Annotated in this window: 2 protein-coding genes; both read right to left on the bottom strand. The window is 69.9% G+C overall.

What is annotated here, in order from left to right; translation table 11 throughout:
- Nucleotides 1-19: 19 nt before the first annotated feature.
- Nucleotides 20-2,002 (bottom strand): ABC transporter ATP-binding protein/permease, encoded by a 1,983-nt coding sequence (locus HYQ63_RS01180; RefSeq protein WP_179932070.1) that lies wholly within the window; start codon nucleotides 2,000-2,002, stop codon nucleotides 20-22.
- Between the two features lie 275 nt (nucleotides 2,003-2,277).
- The gene (locus HYQ63_RS01185; protein WP_179932071.1) at nucleotides 2,278-23,229 is read right to left on the bottom strand and encodes a type I polyketide synthase; all 20,952 of its coding nucleotides are present in this window, start codon (nucleotides 23,227-23,229) and stop codon (nucleotides 2,278-2,280) included.
- Between the last annotated feature and the right edge of the window lie 8 nt (nucleotides 23,230-23,237).

Below are 23,237 nucleotides of genomic sequence, written 5' to 3' on the forward strand. Positions count from 1 at the left end.
GGCGAAGGGCGAAGGCGAGTCAGGAGGCGCGCCAGCGCAACGCCCGGTCGGCGATGGTGAGGGCGAGCGCCGTCATCACGGCCAGCACCAGGATGTCGAGGCCGAAGGTGGCATCGATGTTGTCGCTGACGCTGCGCCGGATGGCGTCCGACCCGTAGGTGGTGGGCATGACCCAGCTCAGGGCCTTCAGTGGCAGCGGCAGGGCCTTGGCCGGGATGAGCAGAGGAGCGCCGAGCAGCAGGACGAAGTTCAGCACGTAGGTGACGATCGAGATCAGCTCGATGCGGTCGATCAGGCTGCCGATGACCAGGCCGAGCGCCGCGAGCGGGAGCGCGGTCAGCGGGTAGACGATGAGGAGCATCGGCGACAGCGTCAAGTCCAGGCCGTACAGCAGCCGCACCGCGATCAGTGAGGTCACCAGGCCCGGCGCGATGAGCAGCAGGCGGGCGGCGACGAACGCCATCACAAACGCTACCTTGCTGATCGGCAGTGAGGCGTAATACAGCATCGATCCCTCAGCCTTGATCGCACCGATCCGCTGCGCGATCGCCGTGGTGCCCAGTGCCGCGATCGCGAACACGCCGGAGCCGCTGGCGATGTACGTCAGGCTCAGCTCGTCGGTCAGCCCGGAGCCGATCCGGGAGAAGCCGAACACCATCGTCAGCGGCATGAAGATGCCGAACACCATGTGCACGTGCCAGGAGGTGCGGACGGTCAGCATGTGCTCGAACCACAGGTACTTGAACGAGGTGCCGAACCGGCCGAGCCGCTCCCGCAAGGGCATCCGGCCCCGGCCCCGCCCCTGGGGCTGGGCCTGGGCCCGGGCCCGGCGGGATGTCCCGGAGGCCGACGCCGCGGGTTCGGCGGCAGGGGGTTCGGCGGCAGGGGGTTCGGCGGCGGGGATTTCCATGGCCGCCGGCCGGTGGCCGTTCCGCGCGGCGGGGGCCGCCGCCGTCCCCGCGTCACCGCTCTCCTCTGAGCCGCCGCCTCCCGCCGGGGTGGTCACCAGTTGTCTGGCGGCCGCGGCGCCGGAGTCCTGTTTCGGGTTCAGGGTGAGGTAGACGTCTTCCAGGGTCGGGCGGGCGAAGCGGAAGTCGTCGACGCGCTTCACGCCGACATCGGTGACCAGCACCTCGATCAGCGGCTGGAGCCGGTCCGGCGCCGCGGTGATCAGGTAGCTGCCGCTGCGGTTGCCCTGGCTGACCTCGCCGACCGTGCTGAGCCGCGAAATCTCCTCCGGGGTGAGGCTGCCGCCATCGCGGACGAACAGCTCCAGCCGCGCCTGCGCGCCGATCTGCTCCTTGAGTTCACCGGGCGTCCCCATCGCGGTGATCCGGCCGCCGTGCATCACCGCGACCCGGTGCACGGCCTTCTCGGCCTCCAGCACGTTGTGCGTCACCAGGACGATCGTGGCGCCCTCGATGGTGCTGCGGCGCTCGATCATCTCCCAGATGAGACGCCGGTTGTGCGGATCCAGCTCATTGGTCGGCTCGTCCAGCACGATCAGCTCGGGGTGACCCATCAGCGTCATGCCGAAGTTCACCAGACGCATCAGCCCGCCGCTGAGCCGCTCCACCTGACGGTCGGCGTACGGGCCGAGGCCCAGCTCGTCGATCAGCGCGTCGGTCTGGCGGCGGGCGTCGGCCTCACTCTGGCCGCGCAGCCTGCCGGTGTAGTGCAGAGCGCGACGGGTCTCGATCAGCCGCATGGAGAGCCCCGTCTGCGGCAGGAAGCCGACGGTGGATTTCACCGTCTCCGGGTAGCGGGTCACATCGACGCCGTTGACCATGATCGAACCGGAGGTGGGCTGCACGAGTCCGAGCAGCTGCAACACCAGCGTCGTCTTGCCGGCGCCGTTCGCGCCGAAGAGGCCGAAGACCTGCCCGCGGGGCACGCTGAAGCTCAGGCCGTCATTGGCCTTGATCAGCTCTCCGTTGCGCCCCGGATAGGCGCGCACAAGATCGCGCACCTCGACCGCTGTATCGCCACTCGTTTTGACCATGCCCCCACGCCTTATCGCCTCATCGGCTCACGAACCGGGCACGCGCCACTGATCCGCCGCCTACGTATCGGGTTTTCTCGTGCTCAGCGGACCCGGCACGAACGCGTCGCGCTACCGCGAGCGAGGAATTTCCACGGCTTCGCACCCAAGCTATGCCAGGCGCGATCCTCGCGTCATTGGAACCTTTCCACTGTCCGCCCAGCGGGAATGCCCGCCAGCGCCGCCGAACCGTTTTAGCGTTGGAAAGCCTCGGGTTTTCCCTCTTCTGTTTACGCTCAGCCGAGCTCCTCGTCGAGGAAAGCGAACATCTCGTCATCCGACGCGGCGTCGAAGTCGAACTCGGTGGAGTTCCCCTGGCCGTCGGCGCGCAGCGTGGCCCACCGTGACCTGAGGACTTCGAGCCGTCCCGCGATCTGCTTGTGCGCCTTGGCGTCCACGCTCACCTTCGCGATCACCTGCTCCAGTTGGTCCAGCGTGGCGAGGATCGAGCCGGAGCCCACGAGTTCCGCCGACACCAGCTGGGTGTGCAGATGAGCCGCGAGCTCGCTCGCCGTCGGGTAGTCGAGAGCCAGCGTGGCCGGAAGCCGCAGCCCGGTCGCCGCGCTCAGTGCGTTGCGCAGTTCCACCGACGTCAGCGAGTCGAAACCGAGATCGCGGAAGGCGCGGGACGGATCGACCGCGGCCGCGCCGTCGTGCCCGAGTACCGCCGCGACCTGGCCGCACACCAGATCCAGCAGGACATCGCGTTGCCCGGCCTCGTCCATTCCGGCCAGCCGCTGTACGAGGCCGGGGTCCGTGGCGGCCCGGCCTGCCACGCGGCGACTCCGGACCAGGCCGCGCAGTCGCGGGGGCACCTCGGCGCGGGCACGCAGGGCGGGCAGGTCCAGCCGGACCGGCAACAGCACCGGATCCGCCGTGGCCACCGCGGCGTCGAACAGCGCCAGACCCTGCTCGGTGGACAGTGGCGGGAATCCCGAGCGGTGCATCCGCTCCCGATCGGCGGCGCTCAGCTCACCAAGCATGCCGTCGGTCTGCTCCCACGGCCCCCACGCCAACGACACACCCGGCAGCCCCCGGTCCCGCCGATACCGCACCAGCGCGTCCAAGAACGCGTTCCCCGCAGCGTAATTCCCCTGCCCCGCACCGCCGAACGTGCCAGCGGCGGAGGAGAACACCACGAACGCGGACAAGTCCATGCCCCGCGTCAACTCATGCAAATGCCACGCCGCATCCACCTTCGGACGCAACACCGCATCAACACGCTCCGGAGTCAGCGCGCCAATGACGCCGTCGTCCAGCACCCCGGCGCTATGCACCACCGCCGAGATGTCGTGCCGCGACAGCACCTCGGCAAGTGCGGAGCGATCGGCCACGTCGCAGGCCACCGCCTCGGCGCGGGCACCCAATCCGGCGAGTTCGGCGACGAGGTCCCCGGCGCCCGGCGCGGACAGGCCACGCCGGGACAGCAGGAGCAGGTCCCGTACGCCGTGCTCGGCCGCCAGGTGCCGGGCCACCACCGCGCCCAGACCGCCTGTGCCGCCCGTGATCAGAACCGTGCCCGAACCGGCCCAGGTCGCGCCGGTCTCCGGTAGCAGGTCCGGGTCCGGTGTCTGCTCCGGCTCCGGCTCCGGCGCTCGTGCCCGTACCAGCCGGGCCGCGAGGATGTTCCCCTCACGGATCGCCAGTTCCGGCTCCGGCGTCGTCAGCGCCCGTGCCAGGACCGATCCTGGAACCTCCGTACCGTTCAGGTCCAGGTCCAGGTCCAGCAGCGTGATCCGGTCCGGATTCTCCGTCTGCGCGGAGCGCATCAGGCCCCACGCCGAGGCCGCGGCCACGTCATCACCCGTGGTGGCGTTGCGCGTCAGCACTACGAGCCGGGAATCGGCGAACCGCTCCCCCGCCAGCCAGTCCTGCGCCAGGCGCAGGGCGTGCGACACCGTGGCGTGAACAGCTTCCACCGGCCCGGCGTCGGGCTCGGTGTTCAGCTGGACCAGCACCACGTCCGGCACCGGGTCCTCGGTCACGGCCAGCGCCGCCAGATCCGGGTACGCGTACGCCCGGACCTCGGTCCCCGCAGAGCGCAACAGCTCGGTCACGTCGTCCGCCAGGCCGACCACGGCCACCTCGGGCGGTTCGGTCCCGACCTGCTCGGTGGCCGCGGTCCACTCCGTACGGAAGAGGGAGTCTCCGGCTATCGCCGGGCCGGTGCCGAGTTGTTCGGGAGTGACGGGGCGGACCACCAGACCGTCCACCGTGAAGACCGGCCGCCCCGCCGTATCGACGGCCTCGATCGTGACCGTGTCCTGCCCGTCGCGCGACAGTCGTGCCCGCACCGACTTGGCGCCGGAGGCGAACAGCGACACGCCCTCCCAGGAGAACGGCAGAGCTCCCCCTTCGCCGTCCTGCGCGGCGCCGGTGAATCCGGCGGCATGCAGGACCGCGTCCAAAAGCGCGGGGTGAGCGCCGAACCCGTCGATGTCGGTGTCCATGCCGATGTCGGTATCGGCCACGGCTACGGTATTGGGGCCTTCGGGCAGGGCGACTTCGGCGAACACCTCGTCGCCGAGCCGCCACGCAGACCGCAGCCCCTGGAACACCGGGCCGTACTCGAACCCGGCTTCGGCCAGCTGCGTGTAATGGTCGTCGAGGTCGATCGGTTCGGCGCTCACCGGCGGCCAGGCGGCCGTATCGAAGCCGACGACGGATTCGGCAGGATCGTCGGTCAGCACACCGGCGGCGTGCTGCGTCCACTGCGCGCCCGAGTCGTCATCGGACCGCGAGTGGACGGTGACAGTGCGCCGCCCGTCCTCATCCGCCGCGCCGACTCGCACCTGGATCTGCACCGCGCTCCGCTCGGGCAACACCAGCGGTGCGGCCAGGGTCAGTTCCTCGACCCGGCCACTCCCGAACTCGTCACCGGCCCGGATCGCCAACTCCACGAAAGCCGTGCCCGGCAGCAGGATCCGGCCCATGATCGTGTGGTCGGCCAGCCACGGATGCGAGGCCAACGACAGCCGTCCGGAGAACACCGCACCGTCCGAGTCGGCCAACGACACCGCCGCGCCCAGCAACGGATGCCGTGCCGAGGCCAGCCCCGCCGCCCGTACATCCCCTGCGCCGACCGCGACGGTGGGCCAGAACCGCTGCCGTTGGAAGGCGTAGGTGGGCAGTTCGACCCGGCGCGCGCCCGTACCCGCGAAGAACGCCCGCCAGTCCACGGCGACACCGGCGACGTGCAGGCGGGCGAGCGCGGTAACAGCCGCCGTCTCCTCCGAGCGGTCCTTACGCAGCACCGGCACCACCACGGTCCCGTCCGGTACCGACTCCCGGACCAGCGCCGACAGCACACCGTCCGGCCCCAGCTCCAGCAGTACTCCGGCCCCGGCGTCGGCCAGCGCACGTACGGCATCGGCGAAGCGTACGGTCTCCCGGACTTGCCGCACCCAGTACTCCGGCGAGCACAGCTCGTCGGCCGGGGCGAGGCCGCCGGTCAAGTTCGACACCACCGGAATCCTCGGCGTACGGAACTCCAGCCCCTCCGCGACGGCGCGGAATGCGTCGAGCATCGAGGACATGAGTGGTGAGTGGAAGGCATGGCTGACCGCGAGCCTGCTCGTACGCCGTCCGTCGGCCTCGAACCGTGCCGCAACCTCCAGCACCGCATCCTCGGCGCCGGACAGCACCACCGACGACGGCCCGTTGACCGCCGCGATCGACATCCGATCGGACAGCAATGGCAGGACCTCGTCCTCGGTAGCCTGCACCGCCACCATCGCACCACCAGCGGGCAGGTCCTGCATCAAACGGGCCCGTGCGGACACCAATGCGCACGCGTCCTCAAGCGACAGGACGCCCGCGACGTGCGCGGCGGCCACCTCTCCGATCGAATGCCCGCCCACGAAGTCCGCAGCCACACCCAGCGACTCCACCAGCCGGAACAGCGCCACCTCGACGGCGAACAGGGCGGGCTGGGCCGACCCGGTGCTGTTCAGGGCCTCCGCATCATCACCCCACATCACCCCACGCACCGAGTCATCCAGGTGCGCGAGTACGGCATCCAACGCCTCCGCGAACACCGGGAACCGGCCATACAACTCCCGACCCATCCCCAGCCGCTGCGCACCCTGCCCGGAGAACACCACAGCCAACGAACCCTGACCCACCGCACCCCGAGCAGCCTCAACCACACCCTCCTCAGAGGCCAGCAACACCGCCCGATGCTCGAACACCGACCGTCCGGCGGCCAGCGAGAAACCGATGTCCAGTGACCCGGCACTGCCCGCGAGAGACCTGATCTGATCCACCTGCGCATCCAGCGCGGCCTCGGTCTTCGCCGACACCACCAACGGCACGACCTCGACCCGGGCTGTCTCGGCCCCGCCCTCGGCCTCGGTCTCGATCCGCTCGGGAAGCCCCGCAGGCTCTGAAGGCTGCTCCAGGATCAGATGCGCATTGGTGCCGCTGATCCCGAACGAAGACACACCCGCCCGGCGCGGACGACCCGCCTCCGGCCACGCAGTGTTATCCCGCAACAACGTGACGTCCCCGGTCGTCCAGTCGACGTGCGATGACGGAGCATCCACGTGCAGGGTGCGCGGCAGCACCCCGTGCCGCATCGCCATCACCGTCTTGATCACACCCGCGACACCCGCCGCAGCCTGCGTATGACCAATATTCGACTTCACCGACCCCAACAACAACGGACGCTCGACATCCCGGCCCTGCCCATACGTGGCCAGCAGGGCCTGCGCCTCGATCGGATCACCCAGCGTCGTCCCCGTCCCATGCGCCTCCACGGCATCGACATCCACCGGAGAGAGCCCGCCACTGGCCAGCGCCTGCCGGATCACCCGCTGCTGCGAAGGACCATTCGGCGCGGTCAACCCATTCGACGCACCATCCTGATTCACCGCACTACCCCGCACCACCGCCAGCACGGAGTGCCCGTTCCGCTCAGCATCGGACAACCGCTCCAACACCAGCATGCCGACACCCTCACCCCAGCCCACACCATCAGCCGAATCCGAGAACGCCTTACACCGGCCATCAGGGGACAGCCCACCCTGCCGCGAGAACTCCACAAACGTCGTCGGAGTCGACATCACCGTCACACCACCAGCCAACGCCAACGAACACTCACCCGCACGCAACGCCTGCGCCGCCAGATGCATCGCCACCAACGACGACGAACACGCCGTATCGATCGTGACCGTCGGACCCTCCAACCCCAACGTGTACGACACCCGGCCCGACGCCACACTCGGCGCACTGCCATTGCCCCGGAACGCCTCGAATTCCCGGGCCGTCAGCAGGTGGCGGTAGTCGTTGTACATCACCCCTGCGAACAGGCCGGTACTGCTGCCCCGCAGCGACACCGGGTCGATCCCGGCACGCTCGACCGCCTCCCACACCGTCTCCAACAACAACCGCTGCTGGGCATCGGTAGCCAGCGCCTCGCGCGGACTCATCCCGAAGAACGCCGGGTCGAACTCGCCCGGGTCCCGGAGGAATCCACCCGCATGGGTCGAGGACGTGCCCGGATGGTCGGGATCCGGGTGGTACAAACTGCCCAGGTCCCAGCCCCGGTCGGCGGGGAAATCGCCAATCGCGTCCACCCCGGCCGTCACAAGCTGCCACAACTGCTCCGGAGACGACACTCCGCCCGGGTACCGGCAGGCCATCCCCACGATCACCACCGGATCGTCCGCGACCGCCGGCAGCGCACCCACCGGCACAGCGACCTCGGTCCTGCCCCCCAGCAGCTCATCGAGCAGGTGGGCGGCCAGCACCTCCACGGTCGGGTAGTCGAACACCAGCGTCGCCGGAAGCCGCAACCCCGTCGCCGCACCCAACCCGTTACGCAGCTCCACCGCCATCAACGAATCAAAGCCCAGATCACGGAACGCACGGGCGGGATCCACCACCGTGGCACTCTCATGCCCGAGCACCAATGCCACCTGGCCCCGCACCAGATCCAGCAGCACCTCCCCCTGCTCGACCTCGCCCAACCCCCTCAGCCGTTCCACAAGCCCGGTGGACGCTATCCGCCCGGCCGTGCGACGCGTACGGATCAGACCACGCAACAGCGGCGGCACCTCACCACGCGCCTTCAGCGTCGGCAGATCCAGCCGCACCGGCAACACCACCGGCTCCCCAACACCCACAGCAGCATCGAACAACGCCACACCCTGCTCGACAGACAACAGCGGGAAGCCCGAACGGTGCATCCGCTCCCGATCGGCGGAACTCAGCTCACCGAGCATGCCGTCGGCCTGCTCCCACGGGCCCCAGGCCAGCGACACACCCGGCAGCCCCCGGTCACGCCGATACCGCACCAACGCGTCCAAGAACGCATTCCCCGCGGCGTAACTCCCCTGACCCGCACCGCCGAACGTGCCCGCCGCGGAGGAGAACACCACGAACGCAGACAAGTCCAAGCCCTGCGTCAGCTCATGCAGATGCCACGCCGCATCCACCTTCGGACGCAACACCGCATCAACCCGCTCCGCAGTCAACGCACCAATCACACCGTCGTCCAGCACCCCAGCGGTATGCACCACCGCCGAGATGTCGTGCCGCGACAGCACCTCGGCCAGCGCCTCACGATCGGCCACATCACACGCCACCACCTCGACCCGGGCACCCAATCCGGCGAGTTCGGCAACGAGGTCCCCGGCGCCCGGCGCGGACAGTCCACGCCGGGACAGCAGGAGCAGATCCCGTACGCCGTGCTCGGCCACCAGGTGCCGGGCCACCACCGCACCCAGACCACCCGTACCACCCGTGATCAACACCGTGCCGCGCGGCTCCCACGACGCCGCACGCAGCTCTGGAACGGGCATCCGCGTCAGCCGGGGGACCAGGACCCGCTCATCACCAACCATCAGCTCCGGCCCGGGCTGCGCCAACGCCCGCGACAACACAGCCCCGGACACGGCACCGTCACCAAGGTCCAGCAGTGTGATCCGATCCGGATGCTCCGACTGCGCCGACCGCAGCAAACCCCACACCGACGCCACCGCCAGATCGCTGACAGCACCACGCGCCACCACGACCATGCGAGAAGCGGCGAACCGCTCCTCCTCCAACCACCCCTGAACCAAGCCCAAAGCCCGCGTCACCATGTCGTGGACACCGTCCACCGCTCCGTCACCGGGCCGCTCCGTAGCGACCTCGGCCAACACCACATCCGGCACCCGCCCATCCGCCACGGCCAACGCGGCCAGATCCGGATACACCACAACGCCCGACCCGGCACCGCGCAGCATCCCGGCCAAACCGCCGTCCGGGCCAACCACCGCAACCACCGACGGCCCGGTGTCCGTCCCCTCAGCCACCGGGGTCCACTCCACCCGGAACAACGAATCCCGGCCAACCGTCCGGCCATCACCGTCCGCGAGCTCATCAGCGGCAAGAGGCCGCGTGACCAAAGACGCGACGGACGCCACAGGACGACCCACCACATCCGCGACCGCGATGGACACCACCCCCCGCTCGCCATACGACAGCCGAGCCCGCACCGTCGTCGCCCCGGAAGCATGCAACGAAACACCCTCCCAAGCGAACGGCAGACCGCGATCCGCTGTGCCACCGGTGAAAGCGGCGGCGTGCAGCACTGCGTCCAGCAGCGCGGGATGCACCCCGAACCCACTGACATCGGCGCCCTCGCCCAAGGCCACCTCGGCAAAGAGCTCCGCGCCCAGCCGCCACACCGCCCGCAACCCCTGGAACACCGGGCCGTACTCGAACCCGGAGTCAGCAAATCGTTCGTAGCACTCATCGAGGTCGACCGGCTCAGCGCCCGCAGGCGGCCAGTTGGCCGTGTCGAACCCGGTGCCGGCCAGGTCGTCCACTACGGCCAGGACCCCCGTGGCGTGCTGCGTCCACTGCGGCTCATCGGACTCATCCGCCCGGGAGAACACCTTGACTGACCGCCGTCCGGAGTCATCGGCGGAACCGACGAACACCTGAATCTGTGCCGCGCCCCGTTCGGGCAGCACCAGTGGCGCAGCCAGGGTCAGTTCCTCAAGCAGATCGCACCCGAATTCGTCACCGGCCCGGATCGCCAGTTCCACAAAAGCGGTCCCCGGCACCAGAATCCGGCCCATCACCACGTGATCAGCCAGCCACGGATGCGATACCAACGACAGGCGACCGGAGAACACCACACCGTCCGAGTCGGCCAACGACACCGCCGCACCCAGCAACGGATGCTCAGCCGAGGCGAGACCGACGGCCCGCACATCACCTGGAACAGCCGCAACTGTGGGCCAAAACCGCTGCCGCTGGAAGGCATAGGTGGGCAGTTCGACCTGCCGCGCGCCCGTACCCGCAAAGAACGCCCGCCAGTCCACGGCCACGCCGGTCACGTGCAGGCGGGCGAGCGCGGTAACCGCCGCGGTCTCCTCCGGGCGGTCCTTACGCAGCACCGGAACGACCACGGCCTCATCCGGTACCGACTCCCGGACCAGCGCAGACAGCACACCGTCCGGACCCAGCTCCAGGAACGTCCGCACCCCGGCCTCCGACAACGCCTGAACGCCATCGGCGAACCGCACCGTCTCCCGCACATGCCGCACCCAATACTCCGGCGAACACAACTCCTCCGCCGTGGCAAGGGCACCGGTCAGATTCGACACCACCGGAATCGCCGGCTCACGGAACTCCAGACCAGCCAACGCGGCACGGAAGCCGTCCAGCATCGCATGCATCAGCGGCGAGTGGAACGCGTGCGAGACCCGCAGCCGGCTCGACTTCCGCCCCTGCTCCGCCAACCGCGCCGCGACCTCCGACACCGCTGCCTCATCGCCGGAGACCACCACCGACGACGGACCGTTGACCGCCGCGATCGACACTCGGTCGGAGAGCAACGGCAGAACCTCGTCCTCGGTGGCCTGCACCGCCACCATCGCCCCACCCGACGGGAGGTCCTGCATCAAATGCGCACGCGCAGACACCAACCCACAGGCGTCCTCAAGCGACAGCACACCCGCCACGTGGGCAGCCGCGACCTCGCCGATCGAATGACCACCCACAAAGTCCGGCCGCACCCCAAAGGACTCCATCAGCCGGAACAGCGCCACCTCCACCGCGAACAGGGCGGGCTGGGCCGAACCGGTGCCGTTCAGGGCCTCCGCATCATCACCCCACATCACCCCACGCACCGAGTCATCCAGGCACGCGAGCACGGCATCCAACGCCTCCGCGAACACCGGAAACCGGCCATACAACTCCCGACCCATACCCAACCGCTGCGCACCCTGACCCGAAAACAACACCGCCAACGAACCCTCACCCACCACACTCCGAGCAGCCTCAACCACACCCTCCTCAGAAGCCAGCAACACCGCCCGATGCTCAAACACCGACCGCCCGGCAACCAACGAAACACCAACATCAAGGGACGGGAGAGCATGCTCGTCCGCAGCCGACCTGACCCGGTCAACCTGTGCATCCAAAGCGGCCTCGGTCTTCGCCGACACCACCCACGGCACCACACCCGGCACCGCCTCCACGTCCTCGGCAGGCCACTCCGCCAAAGGCGCGGCTTCGAGGACCACATGCGCGTTGGTGCCGCTCACGCCGAAGGACGAGATCCCCGCCCGGCGCGGACGACCGGTAGCTGGCCAAGCAGTATTGTCCCGCACCAACTCGACGTCCCCGGCCGTCCAGTCGACATGTGACGACGGAGCATCCACATGCAAGGTACGCGGCAGCACCCCGTGCCGCATCGCCATCACCGTCTTGATCACACCCGCGACACCCGCCGCAGCCTGCGTATGACCAATATTAGACTTCACCGTACCGAGCAGCAGCGGACGCCCCGAGTCACGATCCTGCCCATAGGTGGCCAGCAGCGCCTGCGCCTCGATCGGGTCACCCAGCGTCGTCCCCGTCCCGTGTGCCTCCACGGCATCGACATCCACCGGGGAGAGCCCGCCACTGGCCAGCGCCTGCCGGATCACCCGCTGCTGCGAAGGACCATTCGGCGCGGTCAACCCATTCGACGCACCATCCTGATTCACCGCACTACCCCGCACCACAGCCAGCACGGAGTGCCCATTCCGCTCAGCATCGGACAACCGCTCCAACACCAGCATGCCGACACCCTCACCCCAACCCACACCATCAGCCGAATCCGAGAACGCCTTACAACGACCATCAGCAGACATCCCACCCTGCCGCGAGAACTCCACAAACGTCGTCGGCGTCGACATCACCGTCACACCACCAGCCAACGCCAACGAACACTCACCCGCACGCAACGCCTGCGCCGCCAGATGCATCGCCACCAACGACGACGAACACGCCGTATCAACCGTCACCGTCGGACCCTCAAGCCCGAGCGTGTACGACACCCGGCCCGACGCCACACTCGGCGCACTACCACTCCCCCGCAGCCCATCGAACTCCCGCCCCGACAACAACGTCCCGTAATCGCCATACATCACACCGGCGAACACCCCGGTCCGACTCCCCCGCAACGACACCGGATCAACACCGGCACGCTCAACGGCCTCCCACACCGTCTCCAACAACAACCGCTGCTGCGCATCAGTCGCCAACGCCTCACGCGGACTCATCCCAAAAAACCCCGCATCAAACGCACCCGCATCATGCAGAAACCCACCCGCACGCGTCGACAGCTCCAGATCCCACCCCCGCTCCTCAGGAACCTCACCAACCGCATCCACCCCACCAGAAACCAACCGCCACAAATCATCCGGAGACGACACCCCACCCGGATACCGGCAAGCCATCCCCACAATCACCACCGGATCATCCGCCACCGACGGCAACACACCCACCGGCACCGACACACCCGTATCCGACCCCAACAACTCATCCAGGAGATGGACAGCCAACGACTCGACGGTCGGGTAGTCGAACACCAGCGTCGCCGGAAGCCGCAACCCCGTCGCCGCACCCAACCCGTTACGCAGCTCCACCGCCGTCAACGAATCAAAGCCCAGATCACGGAACGCCCTGCCGGGATCGATCGCCGCAGCGCCCTGATACCCGAGCACCACCGCCACCTGGCCCCGCACCAGGTCCAGCAACCTCTCCCGCTGCTCCACCTGGCCCAGCTCGCTCAGGCTCTCGCCGAGGTCACCCGCCACAGCCCGCCCGGCAGTACGACGACTCCGCACCAACCCACGCAGCAGAGGCGGCACCTCACCACCGGAACGGAAAACGGAAAGATCCAGCCGCACCGGCAACACCACCGGCTCCCCAGCCCCCACAGCGGCATCGAACAGCGCCACACCCTGCTCGACAGACAACGGCGGCAGACCCGCACGCGACATCCGCTCGTGATCGACCACACTCAACTCACCAGCCATACCGCCAGACTGATCCCACGGCCCCCACACCAACGACACACCCGGCAACCCCTGGCCACGCCGATACTCCACCAACGCATCCAAGAACGCATTCCCCGCGGCGTAACTCCCCTGACCCGCACTACCAAACGTGCCCGCCGCAGAGGAGAACACCACGAACGCGGACAAGTCCATGCCCCGCGTCAACTCATGCAAATGCCACGCCGCATCCACCTTAGGACGCAACACCCCAGCCAACCGCTCCGGAGTCAGCGCACCAATCACACCGTCATCGAGCACACCGGCCGCATGCACAACAGCCGAAATCTTCCGCCCGGCCAGCACCTCCGCCAGCGCATCCCGGTCGGCCGCATCACACGCCACCACCTCAACCCGCGCGCCCAACCCCACCAACTCAGCCACAAGCTCCACCGCACCCGGAGCATCGTTCCCCCGCCGGGACACCAGCAGCAGATCCCGCACACCACGCTCAGCCACCAGATGCCGCGCCACCACCGCACCCAAACCACCCGTACCACCCGTGACCAACACCCTGCCCGACCCATCCCACACCCGCACCACAGAATCAGACACACCCACCCGCGCCAACCGAGGCACCACCAGCCGTCCCTCCCGAAGCGCGACTTCGGGTTCCAGCACGCTCAGCGCCTCTGCCAGCAACGACGGGGAGCAAATCTCGTTCCCGAGGTCCAGCAGGCCGATCCGGCCCGGGTGCTCGGTCTGTGCCGATCGCAGCAAGCCTCGCGCGGCCGCGACGGCTGGGTCGTCGGCCGCGCCTCGGATCACCACGACGAGCCGGGAATCGGCGAACGGCTCCGCCACCAGCCAGCGCTGCGTCAGGTCCAGGGCCCGTGACACAGTGTCATGGACCGTGTCCACCATGCTCTCCGACCGGTCGCCGGAGAGAAGCGCCAGCACCACGTCCGGCACCGCGCCGTCAGCCAACGCGGCCAGATCCGGATACGCGCCTACGGTGATTCCGCCGCCCGCCAGTTCATCGGCCAGACCACCGTCGGGGCCGACCACGGCCACCGGACCGGAATGCGCACGACTCGGCGCGGCCGGGACCCACTCGACCCGGAACAGCGAGTCCCGGTCGGGCGCGGCCACCGCGTCCAGCTGCCCGGGCGTGATCGAACGCACCAGCAGGCTGCCCACCGTGGCGACCGGCTGCCCGGCCACGTCGGCGATCACGATGGCGATCTTGTCCGGCTCGATGTGGGAGAGCCGGACCCGTACCACCGTCGCCCCTGCGGCATACAGCGAGACGCGCTCCCATACGAACGGGAGCACGCTGTCCTCGATGGTCAAGGCCGTTGCGTGCAGCACCGCGTCCAGCAGAGCCGGGTGAAGGCCAAAGCCATGTGTCTCGACACCCTCGCTCAGGCCCGCCTCGCCCAGGCCCACCTCGGCGAACACGTCGTCGCCGTGCCGCCAGGCCGCCCGCAGGCCCTGGAACACCGGGCCGTAGTCGAACCCGGAGTCTGCCCGGGCCGCGTAGAAATTGTCGAGATCGATCGGCTCGGCGCCCGCCGGGGGCCACGCGGCGCTGTCAAGTCCGGGCGCCTCAAAACCAGCGGCCGCGTACTCGGCGGAGAGCGTGCCCGCAGCATGCTGCGTCCATGGCGCGGATGCACTTCGTCCCGCGCTTTCGGGCCGGGCATGGACGGTGACAGCGCGCCGGTCGTCGGCATCGGCGGCGCCCACGCGGACCTGGATCTGCACCGCCCCCTGCTCGGGCAGCACGAGCGGCGTGGCAAGGGTGAGTTCCTCGATCCGTGCGCAGCCGAACTCGTCACCGGCCCGGATGGCCAAGTCCACGAAAACGGCTCCCGGCACCAGGATCCGGCCCATCACCGTATGGTCGGCCAGCCACGGATGCGAGGCCGCCGACAGGCGACCGGCGAACACCGCGCCATCCGAGTCCGCCAAGGGAACGGACGCACTCAGCAACGGGTGATCGGCCGAGGTCAGCCCCAGGCCCGTGGCGTCCCGGATCGCCGCCGGCTCTGAAGGCCAGTACCGCCGGTGCTGGAACGCGTAAGTGGGCAGCTCGACCCGGCGCGCGCCCGTGCCCGCGAAGTACGCCCGCCAGTCGACGGGCACGCCCGTCACGTACATCTGCGCCAACGCGCTGACGGCCGCCGTCTCCTCCGGCCGGTCCTTGCGCAGCGCCGGGATGGCGACGGCGTCGTCCGGAGCCGAGTCCCGGACCAGCGCCGAGAGCACCCCGTCCGGGCCCAGTTCCAGAAACGTCCGTACCCCCTCGCCGGACAGGGTCCGGATCCCGTCGGCGAACCGTACCGCCTCACGCACATGCCGCACCCAGTACTCCGCCGAACACAACTCCTCGGCCGCAGCCACCACACCCGTCAGATTCGACACCACCGGCACGGCCGGCTGCCGGAGGGAAAGCCGCTCGACGACGGCGCGGAACTCGTCCAGCATCGGATCCATCAGCGGCGAATGAAACGCGTGCGAGACCCGCAGACGGCTCGTCCTGCGTTCCTCGAAACGCCCGGCGATCTCCAGCACCGCCGATCCCTCACCAGAGAGGACCACCGACGACGGCCCGTTCACCGCCGCGATCGAGACCTGCTCCGTGAGGAGCGGCGTGACCTCGTCCTCCGTGGCCCGCACCGCCACCATCGCCCCACCACCCGGCAGCTCCTGCATCAAACGCGCCCGCGCGGACACCAGCGCACACGCATCCTCCAACGACAGCACACCCGCCACATGCGCAGCCGCCACCTCACCCACCGAATGACCACCCACAAAATCCGGCCGCACACCAAACGACTCGACCAACCGGAACAACGCCACCTCAACCGCGAACAGGGCAGGCTGAGCCGACCCGGTGCTGTTCAGGACCTCCGCGTCCTCGCCCCACATCACCCCGCGCACCGAGTCGTCCAGGTGCGCGAGTACGGCATCCAGCGCCTCCGCGAACACCGGGAACCGGCCATACAACTCCCGGCCCATCCCCAACCGCTGCGCACCCTGCCCCGAAAACAACACCGCCAACGGCCCGTCCCCGACAACACCACGCGCCACCTCATACACACCACCCACACCGGCACCCGCACCCGCACCCGCACCCGCCAGCAGCACCGCCCGGTGCTCAAACGCCGACCGGCCCGTCGCCAGCGAGAACCCCACATCCAACAGGCCACTGCCGTCCGTAGCGGACATGAGCCGGTCCAACTGCTCGTCCAAAGCAACGGCCGTCCGCCCCGACACCACCCACGGCACGACGCCAGGCACCACCGACGGTTCCTCGACCCGCTGCTCCAGCGACGGCCCCTGCTCCAGAATCACGTGGGCGTTGGTGCCGCTGACGCCGAAAGACGAGACGCCTGCCCGGCGCGGATGTTCTGTCTCCGGCCAGGCGGTGGTGTCCCGCACCAGCTCGACATCGCCCACCGTCCAGTCGACGTGCGACGACGGAGCATCCACGTGCAGGGTGCGCGGCAGCACCCCATGCCGCATCGCCATGACCGTCTTGATCACACCGGCGACACCCGCCGCAGCCTGCGTATGACCAAGATTCGACTTCACCGAACCCAGCAGCAACGGGCGTTCCCGGTCCTGGCCATACGTGGCCAGCAGCGCCTGTGCTTCGATCGGGTCGCCGAGCGTCGTCCCGGTCCCGTGGGCCTCCACCACATCCACATCCACCGCAGACAAACCACCACTGGCCAGCGCCTGCCGGATCACCCGCTGCTGCGAGGGACCATTCGGTGCGGTCAACCCATTCGACGCGCCGTCCTGATTCACCGCGCTGCCCCGCACCACGGCGAGTACCGAGTGCCCGTTCCGCTCAGCATCGGACAACCGCTCCAGCACCAGCATGCCGACGCCCTCGGCCCAGCCCACACCGTCGGCGGCGTCGGAGAAGGACTTGCAACGCCCGTCCGGGGCCAACCCGCCCTGCCGTGAGAACTCCACAAACGTCGTCGGCGTGGACATCACCGTCACGCCGCCGGCCAACGCCAGCGAACACTCACCCGCACGCAACGCCTGCGCCGCCAGATGCATCGCCACCAACGACGACGAACACGCCGTATCGATCGTGACCGTCGGACCCTCCAACCCCAGGGTGTACGACACCCGGCCCGACGCCACACTCGGGGCGCTGCCGTTGCCCCGGTACGCCTCGAACTCGTCACCGGTGAGCAAGGTGCGGTAGTCGTTGTACATGACCCCGGCGAACACGCCGGTCCGGCTGCCGCGCAGCGACACCGGATCGATGCCCGTGCGCTCGATCGCCTCCCACACCGTCTCCAGCAGCAGCCGCTGCTGCGCATCGGTCGCCAGGGCCTCGCGCGGGCTCATCCCGAAGAAGTCGGAGTCGAACTGCGCAGCCTCGTGCAGGAAGCCACCGGCACGGGTCGACGAGGTCCCGGGGTGCTCCGGGTCCGGGTGGTAGAGCCCGTCCGAATCCCAGCCCCGGTCCGTCGGGAATTCCGACACCGCGTCCACGCCCTCGGTCACCAGATCCCACAGCTGATCGGGCGACGCCACCCCGCCCGGGTAGCGGCACGCCATGCCCACGATCACCACCGGGTCGTCGGCGACCGGCACTGGCGCGCCCACCGGACCAGCTGCCACCGCCTCGGCGGGCCCGGCGAAGAGCTCCTGGCTCAGGTGGTCGGCGAGTGCCTTCGGCGTCGGGTAGTCGAACACCAGGGTTGCCGGGAGCCGCAGTTCGGTCGCCGCACTCAGCCCGTTGCGCAACTCGACGGCCGTAAGCGAGTCGAAGCCCAGATCGCGGAAGGCCCGCACGGGATCGACCGTTGCCGGGCTTTCGTGGCCGAGCACCCGCGCGACCTGGCCGCGGACCAGCTCCAGCAGCGCGGCGTCACGGTCCGGACTGCTCAGTCCGGCCAGCCGGCCGGCCAGGCCGTCACCGTCACCGTCACCGTCGTCCACGGTCGGGCTGGTGGCGCGGCGGGGCGAGGTGCGTACCAGGCCCCGCAGCACCGGTTGGACCTCCCCGCGCGCACGCAGGGTGGGCAGGTCCAGTCGGATCGGGAGCACCGCGGACCGGCCGGTGGCCAGCGCGGCGTCGAACAGGGCCACGCCCTGTTCGGTGGTCAGGGGCGGGAAACCCGAGCGGCTCAGGCGCGCCTTGTCGATCTCGGTCAGACCGCTGGTCATCCCGCTGCCGTCGGCCTGGGCCCACGGGCCCCACGCCAGCGATACCCCGGGCAGCCCGAGGCCCCGGCGGTGCTCGGCCAGGGCGTCGAGGAAGGCGTTCGCGGCGGCGTAATTGGCCTGCCCCGGCCCGCCCAGGGTGCCGGCGGCGGAGGAGAACATCACGAACGCCGACAGGTCCAGGCCCAGGTCACGCGTCAGTTCGTGCAGATGCCAGGCCGCGTCCGCCTTCGGCCGCAGCACGGTGTCGACGCGTTCCTCGGTGAGGGTGCCGACCACGCCGTCGTCGAGCACCCCGGCGGTGTGCACCACGGCCGATACGTCGTGCCGGGTCAGCAGCTCCGCGAGGGCGGGGCGGTCGGCGACGTCGCAGGCCACGGTATGTACCCGGGCGCCGAGGCCGGTCAGCTCGGCGGCGAGATCCCCGGCGCCGGGGGCCTCGGCTCCACGCCGCGACGCGAGCAGCAGGTCCCGTACACCGTGTTCGGTCACGAGGTGACGGGCCAGCACCGCGCCCAGGCCGCCGGTGCCACCGGTGATCAGGACCGTGCCGGCTTCGTCCCAGGCGGCGGCCTCGGTTCCGTGTGGCACTCGGGACAGCCGGGCGGCGAGGATCTGACCGTCGCGGATGAGGATTTCCGGTTCCGGCACGGTCAGCGCCCGCAACAGCAGCGTCCCCGGCACCGCCTCGTCGCCCGGGGCGTGATCCAGGTGGAGCAGGGTGACGCGGTCGGGGTGTTCGGCCTGCGCGGACCGCAGCAGGCCGCACGCTGCTGCCGCGGCGAGGTCACCGGGGGCCCGGGTCACCACGACCAGCCGGGAACCGGCGAACCGCTCGTCCGCCAGCCAGTGCTGTACGAGCCTCAGCGCCCGCGCGACCGTGGCGTGGACGGCGTCTATCGTGTTCTGTCCGGGTACGGGCGTGAGCTCGGCCAGCACCACGTCCGGGACCGGGTGCTCGGCGAGCGCGTCCAGGTCCGCGTGTACCTCGACCGCCGCGTCGTCCTGCCGCAGAGCGTCGGTCAGGCCGTGACCGGCAGGATTCGGCTGTGCGCCGGGCCCCAGGGGGTCATCCGGCCGGATGACGGCGACGGAGCCCGCCTGGACCGCGCCAGCCCCTGCCGGTATGGGCGTCCAGTCGAGGCCGAACAGCGAATTCGCGTCCACGGCCGTCGGGCCGTCGTCCAGACGGCCGTCCGGGACCGGGCGAGTGACGAAGGAGTCAACGGACGCGATCAGGCCACCGGCCGTGTCGGCGATGGCGATCGACACGGCGTCGTGCTCGATCCGCGACAGCCGGGCCCGCACCGTCGTGGCCCCGGACGCGTACAGCGACACGCCTTGCCAGGAGAACGGGAGGCCGCCCTCGCTGATCACGCCGAGATCGGCGAAGGACGAGGCGTGCTGCGCGGTGTCGAGAAGGGCGGGGTGGAGGCAGAACGCACCGGCATCCGCCAGGCCGCCCGTCTCAGCCTCCCGGGGGAGGGCGACCTCGGTGAACAGCTCGGTGCCCCGGCGCCAGGCCGCCCGCAGGCCCCGGAACGCCGGGCCGTAGGTGAAGCCCAGGTCGGCGAGGTGCGCGTAGCAGTCGCCGAGCTCGATCCGCTCGGCGCCCGCAGGGGGCCACACCGTGGCGTCGAATACCGTTCCCGCCTCGGTCGTGCCGCCGCTCTGGCCGAGCAGGCCCGAGGCGTGCTCGGTCCACGGAGTGGCATCCGCCGCCGCTTCGGGCCGCGCGTGGACCGTGATGGCGCGGCGGCCGTCGCCACGCTCGGAGCCCACTCGCACCTGGATCCGTACGGCACCCTGTTCGGGCAGCACCAGTGGCGCGGCCAGCGTGAGTTCGTCGATCCGGTCGCAGCCGAACTCGTCGCCCGCGCGGATCGCCAACTCCAGGAAGGCCGTGCCCGGCACCAGAATGCGGCCACGCACCACATGGTCGGCGAGCCAGGGATGGGACAGCACGGACAGGCGGCCGGTGAACACGGCGCCCGCGCCGTCAGCGAGTTCCACCGCCGCGCCCAGCAGCGGATGGTCCGCGGCGCCCAGCCCGAGCCCGGTGGCGTCCCGGACGCGCGCGGTGCCCGAGGGCCAGTACCGTCGGCGCTGGAACGCCGTGGTCGGCAGGTCCACGCGGCGCGCGCCGGTGCCCGCGAACAGTACGGGCCAGTCCACCGCCGTGGCGGTCACATGCAGCCGCGCCAGCCCGGTGACGAGGGCGAGTTCCTCTCCACGGTCCTTGCGCAGCGCCGGGATGGCGACGGTGTCGTCCGGCGCCGAGTCCCGGACCAGCGCCGAGAGCACCCCGTCCGGGCCGAGTTCCAGGAAGGTCCGTACACCCTCGCCGGACAGGGTCCGGATCCCGTCGGCGAACCGTACGGTCTCACGCACATGCCGCACCCAGTACTCCGCCGAACACAACTCCCCGGCCGCAGCCACCGCACCGGTCAGATTCGATACCACCGGCATCGTGGGCTCGTGGAAGGTGAGTTCCCCGACAACCGTACGGAACTCGTCCAGCATCGGGTCCATCAGCGGCGAATGAAACGCGTGCGAGACCCGCAACCGGCTCGACTTCCGTCCCTGCTCCGCCAACCGCGCCGCAACCTCCGATACCGCGCCCTCGGCGCCGGAGACCACCACCGACGACGGCCCGTTGACCGCCGCGATCGACACCCGATCGGACAGCAATGGCAGGACTTCATCCTCCGTTGCCTGCACCGCCGCCATCGCACCACCGGCAGGCAGGTCCTGCATCAACCGAGCACGCGCAGACACCAAAGCACACGCGTCCTCCAACGACAGCACACCCGCCACATGCGCAGCCGCCACCTCACCCACCGAATGACCACCCACAAAGTCCGGCCGCACCCCAAACGACTCGACCAACCGGAACAACGCCACCTCAACCGCGAACAGGGCGGGCTGAGCCGACCCGGTGCCGTTCAGGGCCTCCGCATCATCACCCCACATCACCCCCCGCACCGAATCGCCAAGGTGCGCGAGTACCGCATCCAACGCCTCCGCGAACACCGGGAACCGGCCATACAACTCCCGACCCATCCCCAACCGCTGCGCACCCTGCCCCGAAAACAACACCGCCAACGGCCCGTCTCCGACAACACCACGCGCGACCTCATGCACGCCACCCACACCAGCACCCGCCAGCAGCACCGACCGGTACTCAAACGCGGACCGGCCCGTCGCCAGCGAGAACCCGACATCCAACGAGCCACTGCCGTCCGTAGCGGACATGAGCCGGTCCAACTGGGCATCCAAAGCAACAGCAGTCCGCCCCGACACCACCCACGGCACGACGCCAGGCACCACCGACGCTTCCTCGACCCGCTCCTCCAGCGACGGCGCCTGCTCCAGAATCACGTGCGTGTTGGTGCCGCTGATCCCGAACGACGACACCCCGGCTCGCCGGGGACGTCCCGTCTCGGGCCAGGCGGTGTGCTCCGCCAGCAACTGGACCGCACCGGCCGTCCAGTCCACGTTGGAGGAGGGCACCTCGGAGTGCAGGCTGCGCGGCAACTCCCCGTGCCGCAGGGCCATCACCGTCTTGATCAGGCCCGCTACTCCGGCGGCGCCCTGGGTGTGGCCGATGTTGGACTTCACCGAGCCCAGCAGCAACGGACGTTCGCGCTCCTGCCCGTACGTGGCCAGCAGGGCCTGCGCCTCGATGGGGTCGCCGAGCGTGGTGCCGGTGCCGTGCGCCTCCACCGCGTCCACCTGATCCGCGGTGAGGTCGGCGCTGTCCAGGGCGGCCCGGATCACTCGCTGCTGCGCGGGGCCGTTCGGGGCGCTCAGGCCGTTGGAGGCGCCGTCCTGGTTGATCGCTGTGCCGCGCACCACGGCGAGCACGGGGTGTCCGTTACGCCGGGCGTCCGACAGCCGCTCCAGGACCAGCACGCCCGCGCCCTCGCTCCAGCCGACTCCGTCGGCCGCGTCGGAGAAGGGCTTGCAGCGCCCGTCGGAAGCCAGCCCGCCCTGCGCGGTGAACGAGACGAAGATGCCGGGCGTGGACATCACGGTCGCACCACCGGCCAGCGCCAGAGTGCACTCGCCCGACCGCAGTGACTGCACCGCCCAGTGCAGCGCGACCAGCGAGGACGAGCAGCCCGTGTCGACGGTGACGGCGGGGCCTTCGAGACCGAGTACGTACGACAGCCGCCCCGAGATGACGCCCGCCGCGTGGCCGGTGGTGGAGTAGATGTCCATGTCCTCGCGGGCGGCCGAGACCACCTTGCCGTAGTCCTGCCCGGTCGTTCCGGCGAACACCCCGGTGCGGCTGCCGCGCAGCCGCGTCGGCGCGATCCCGGACCGTTCCAGCGCCTCCCAGGCGGTCTCCAGCAGCAGCCGCTGCTGCGGGTCCATCGCGACCGCCTCCCGCGGCGAGATACCGAAGAAGGCGGGATCGAACTCCGTCGCGTGGTCGAGGAAGCCGCCTTGGCGGGCGAGGCTACGGCCGCGCCCGTCGCCGCCGAGCCTGGCCAGGTCCCAGCCCCGGTCGGCCGGGAAGTCCGACATCACGTCCCGGCCCTCGGCGACCAGTCGCCACAGGTCTTCGGGCGAGGCCACTCCGCCGGGGAAACGGCAGCCGATGCCGACGATGGCGATCGGCTCGACCGCCGACGCGGTCAGCTGCTGGTTCTGCCGACGCAGCCGCTCGTTCTCCTTGAGGGAGGACCGGAGCGCTTCGATGTACTGGTTGGGAGTGTTCATGCAACGTC

Origin of the sequence: Streptomyces sp. Rer75, assembly GCF_013414305.1 — a bacterium.
Lineage (GTDB): Bacteria > Actinomycetota > Actinomycetes > Streptomycetales > Streptomycetaceae > Streptomyces > Streptomyces himastatinicus.

What these genes read in the sequence shown, in the direction of transcription:
- HYQ63_RS01185 (WP_179932071.1), bottom strand. Translation starts at nt 23,229, where the DNA reads ATGAACACTCCCAACCAGTACATCGAAGCGCTCCGGTCCTCCCTCAAG.
- HYQ63_RS01180 (WP_179932070.1), bottom strand. Translation starts at nt 2,002, where the DNA reads ATGGTCAAAACGAGTGGCGATACAGCGGTCGAGGTGCGCGATCTTGTG.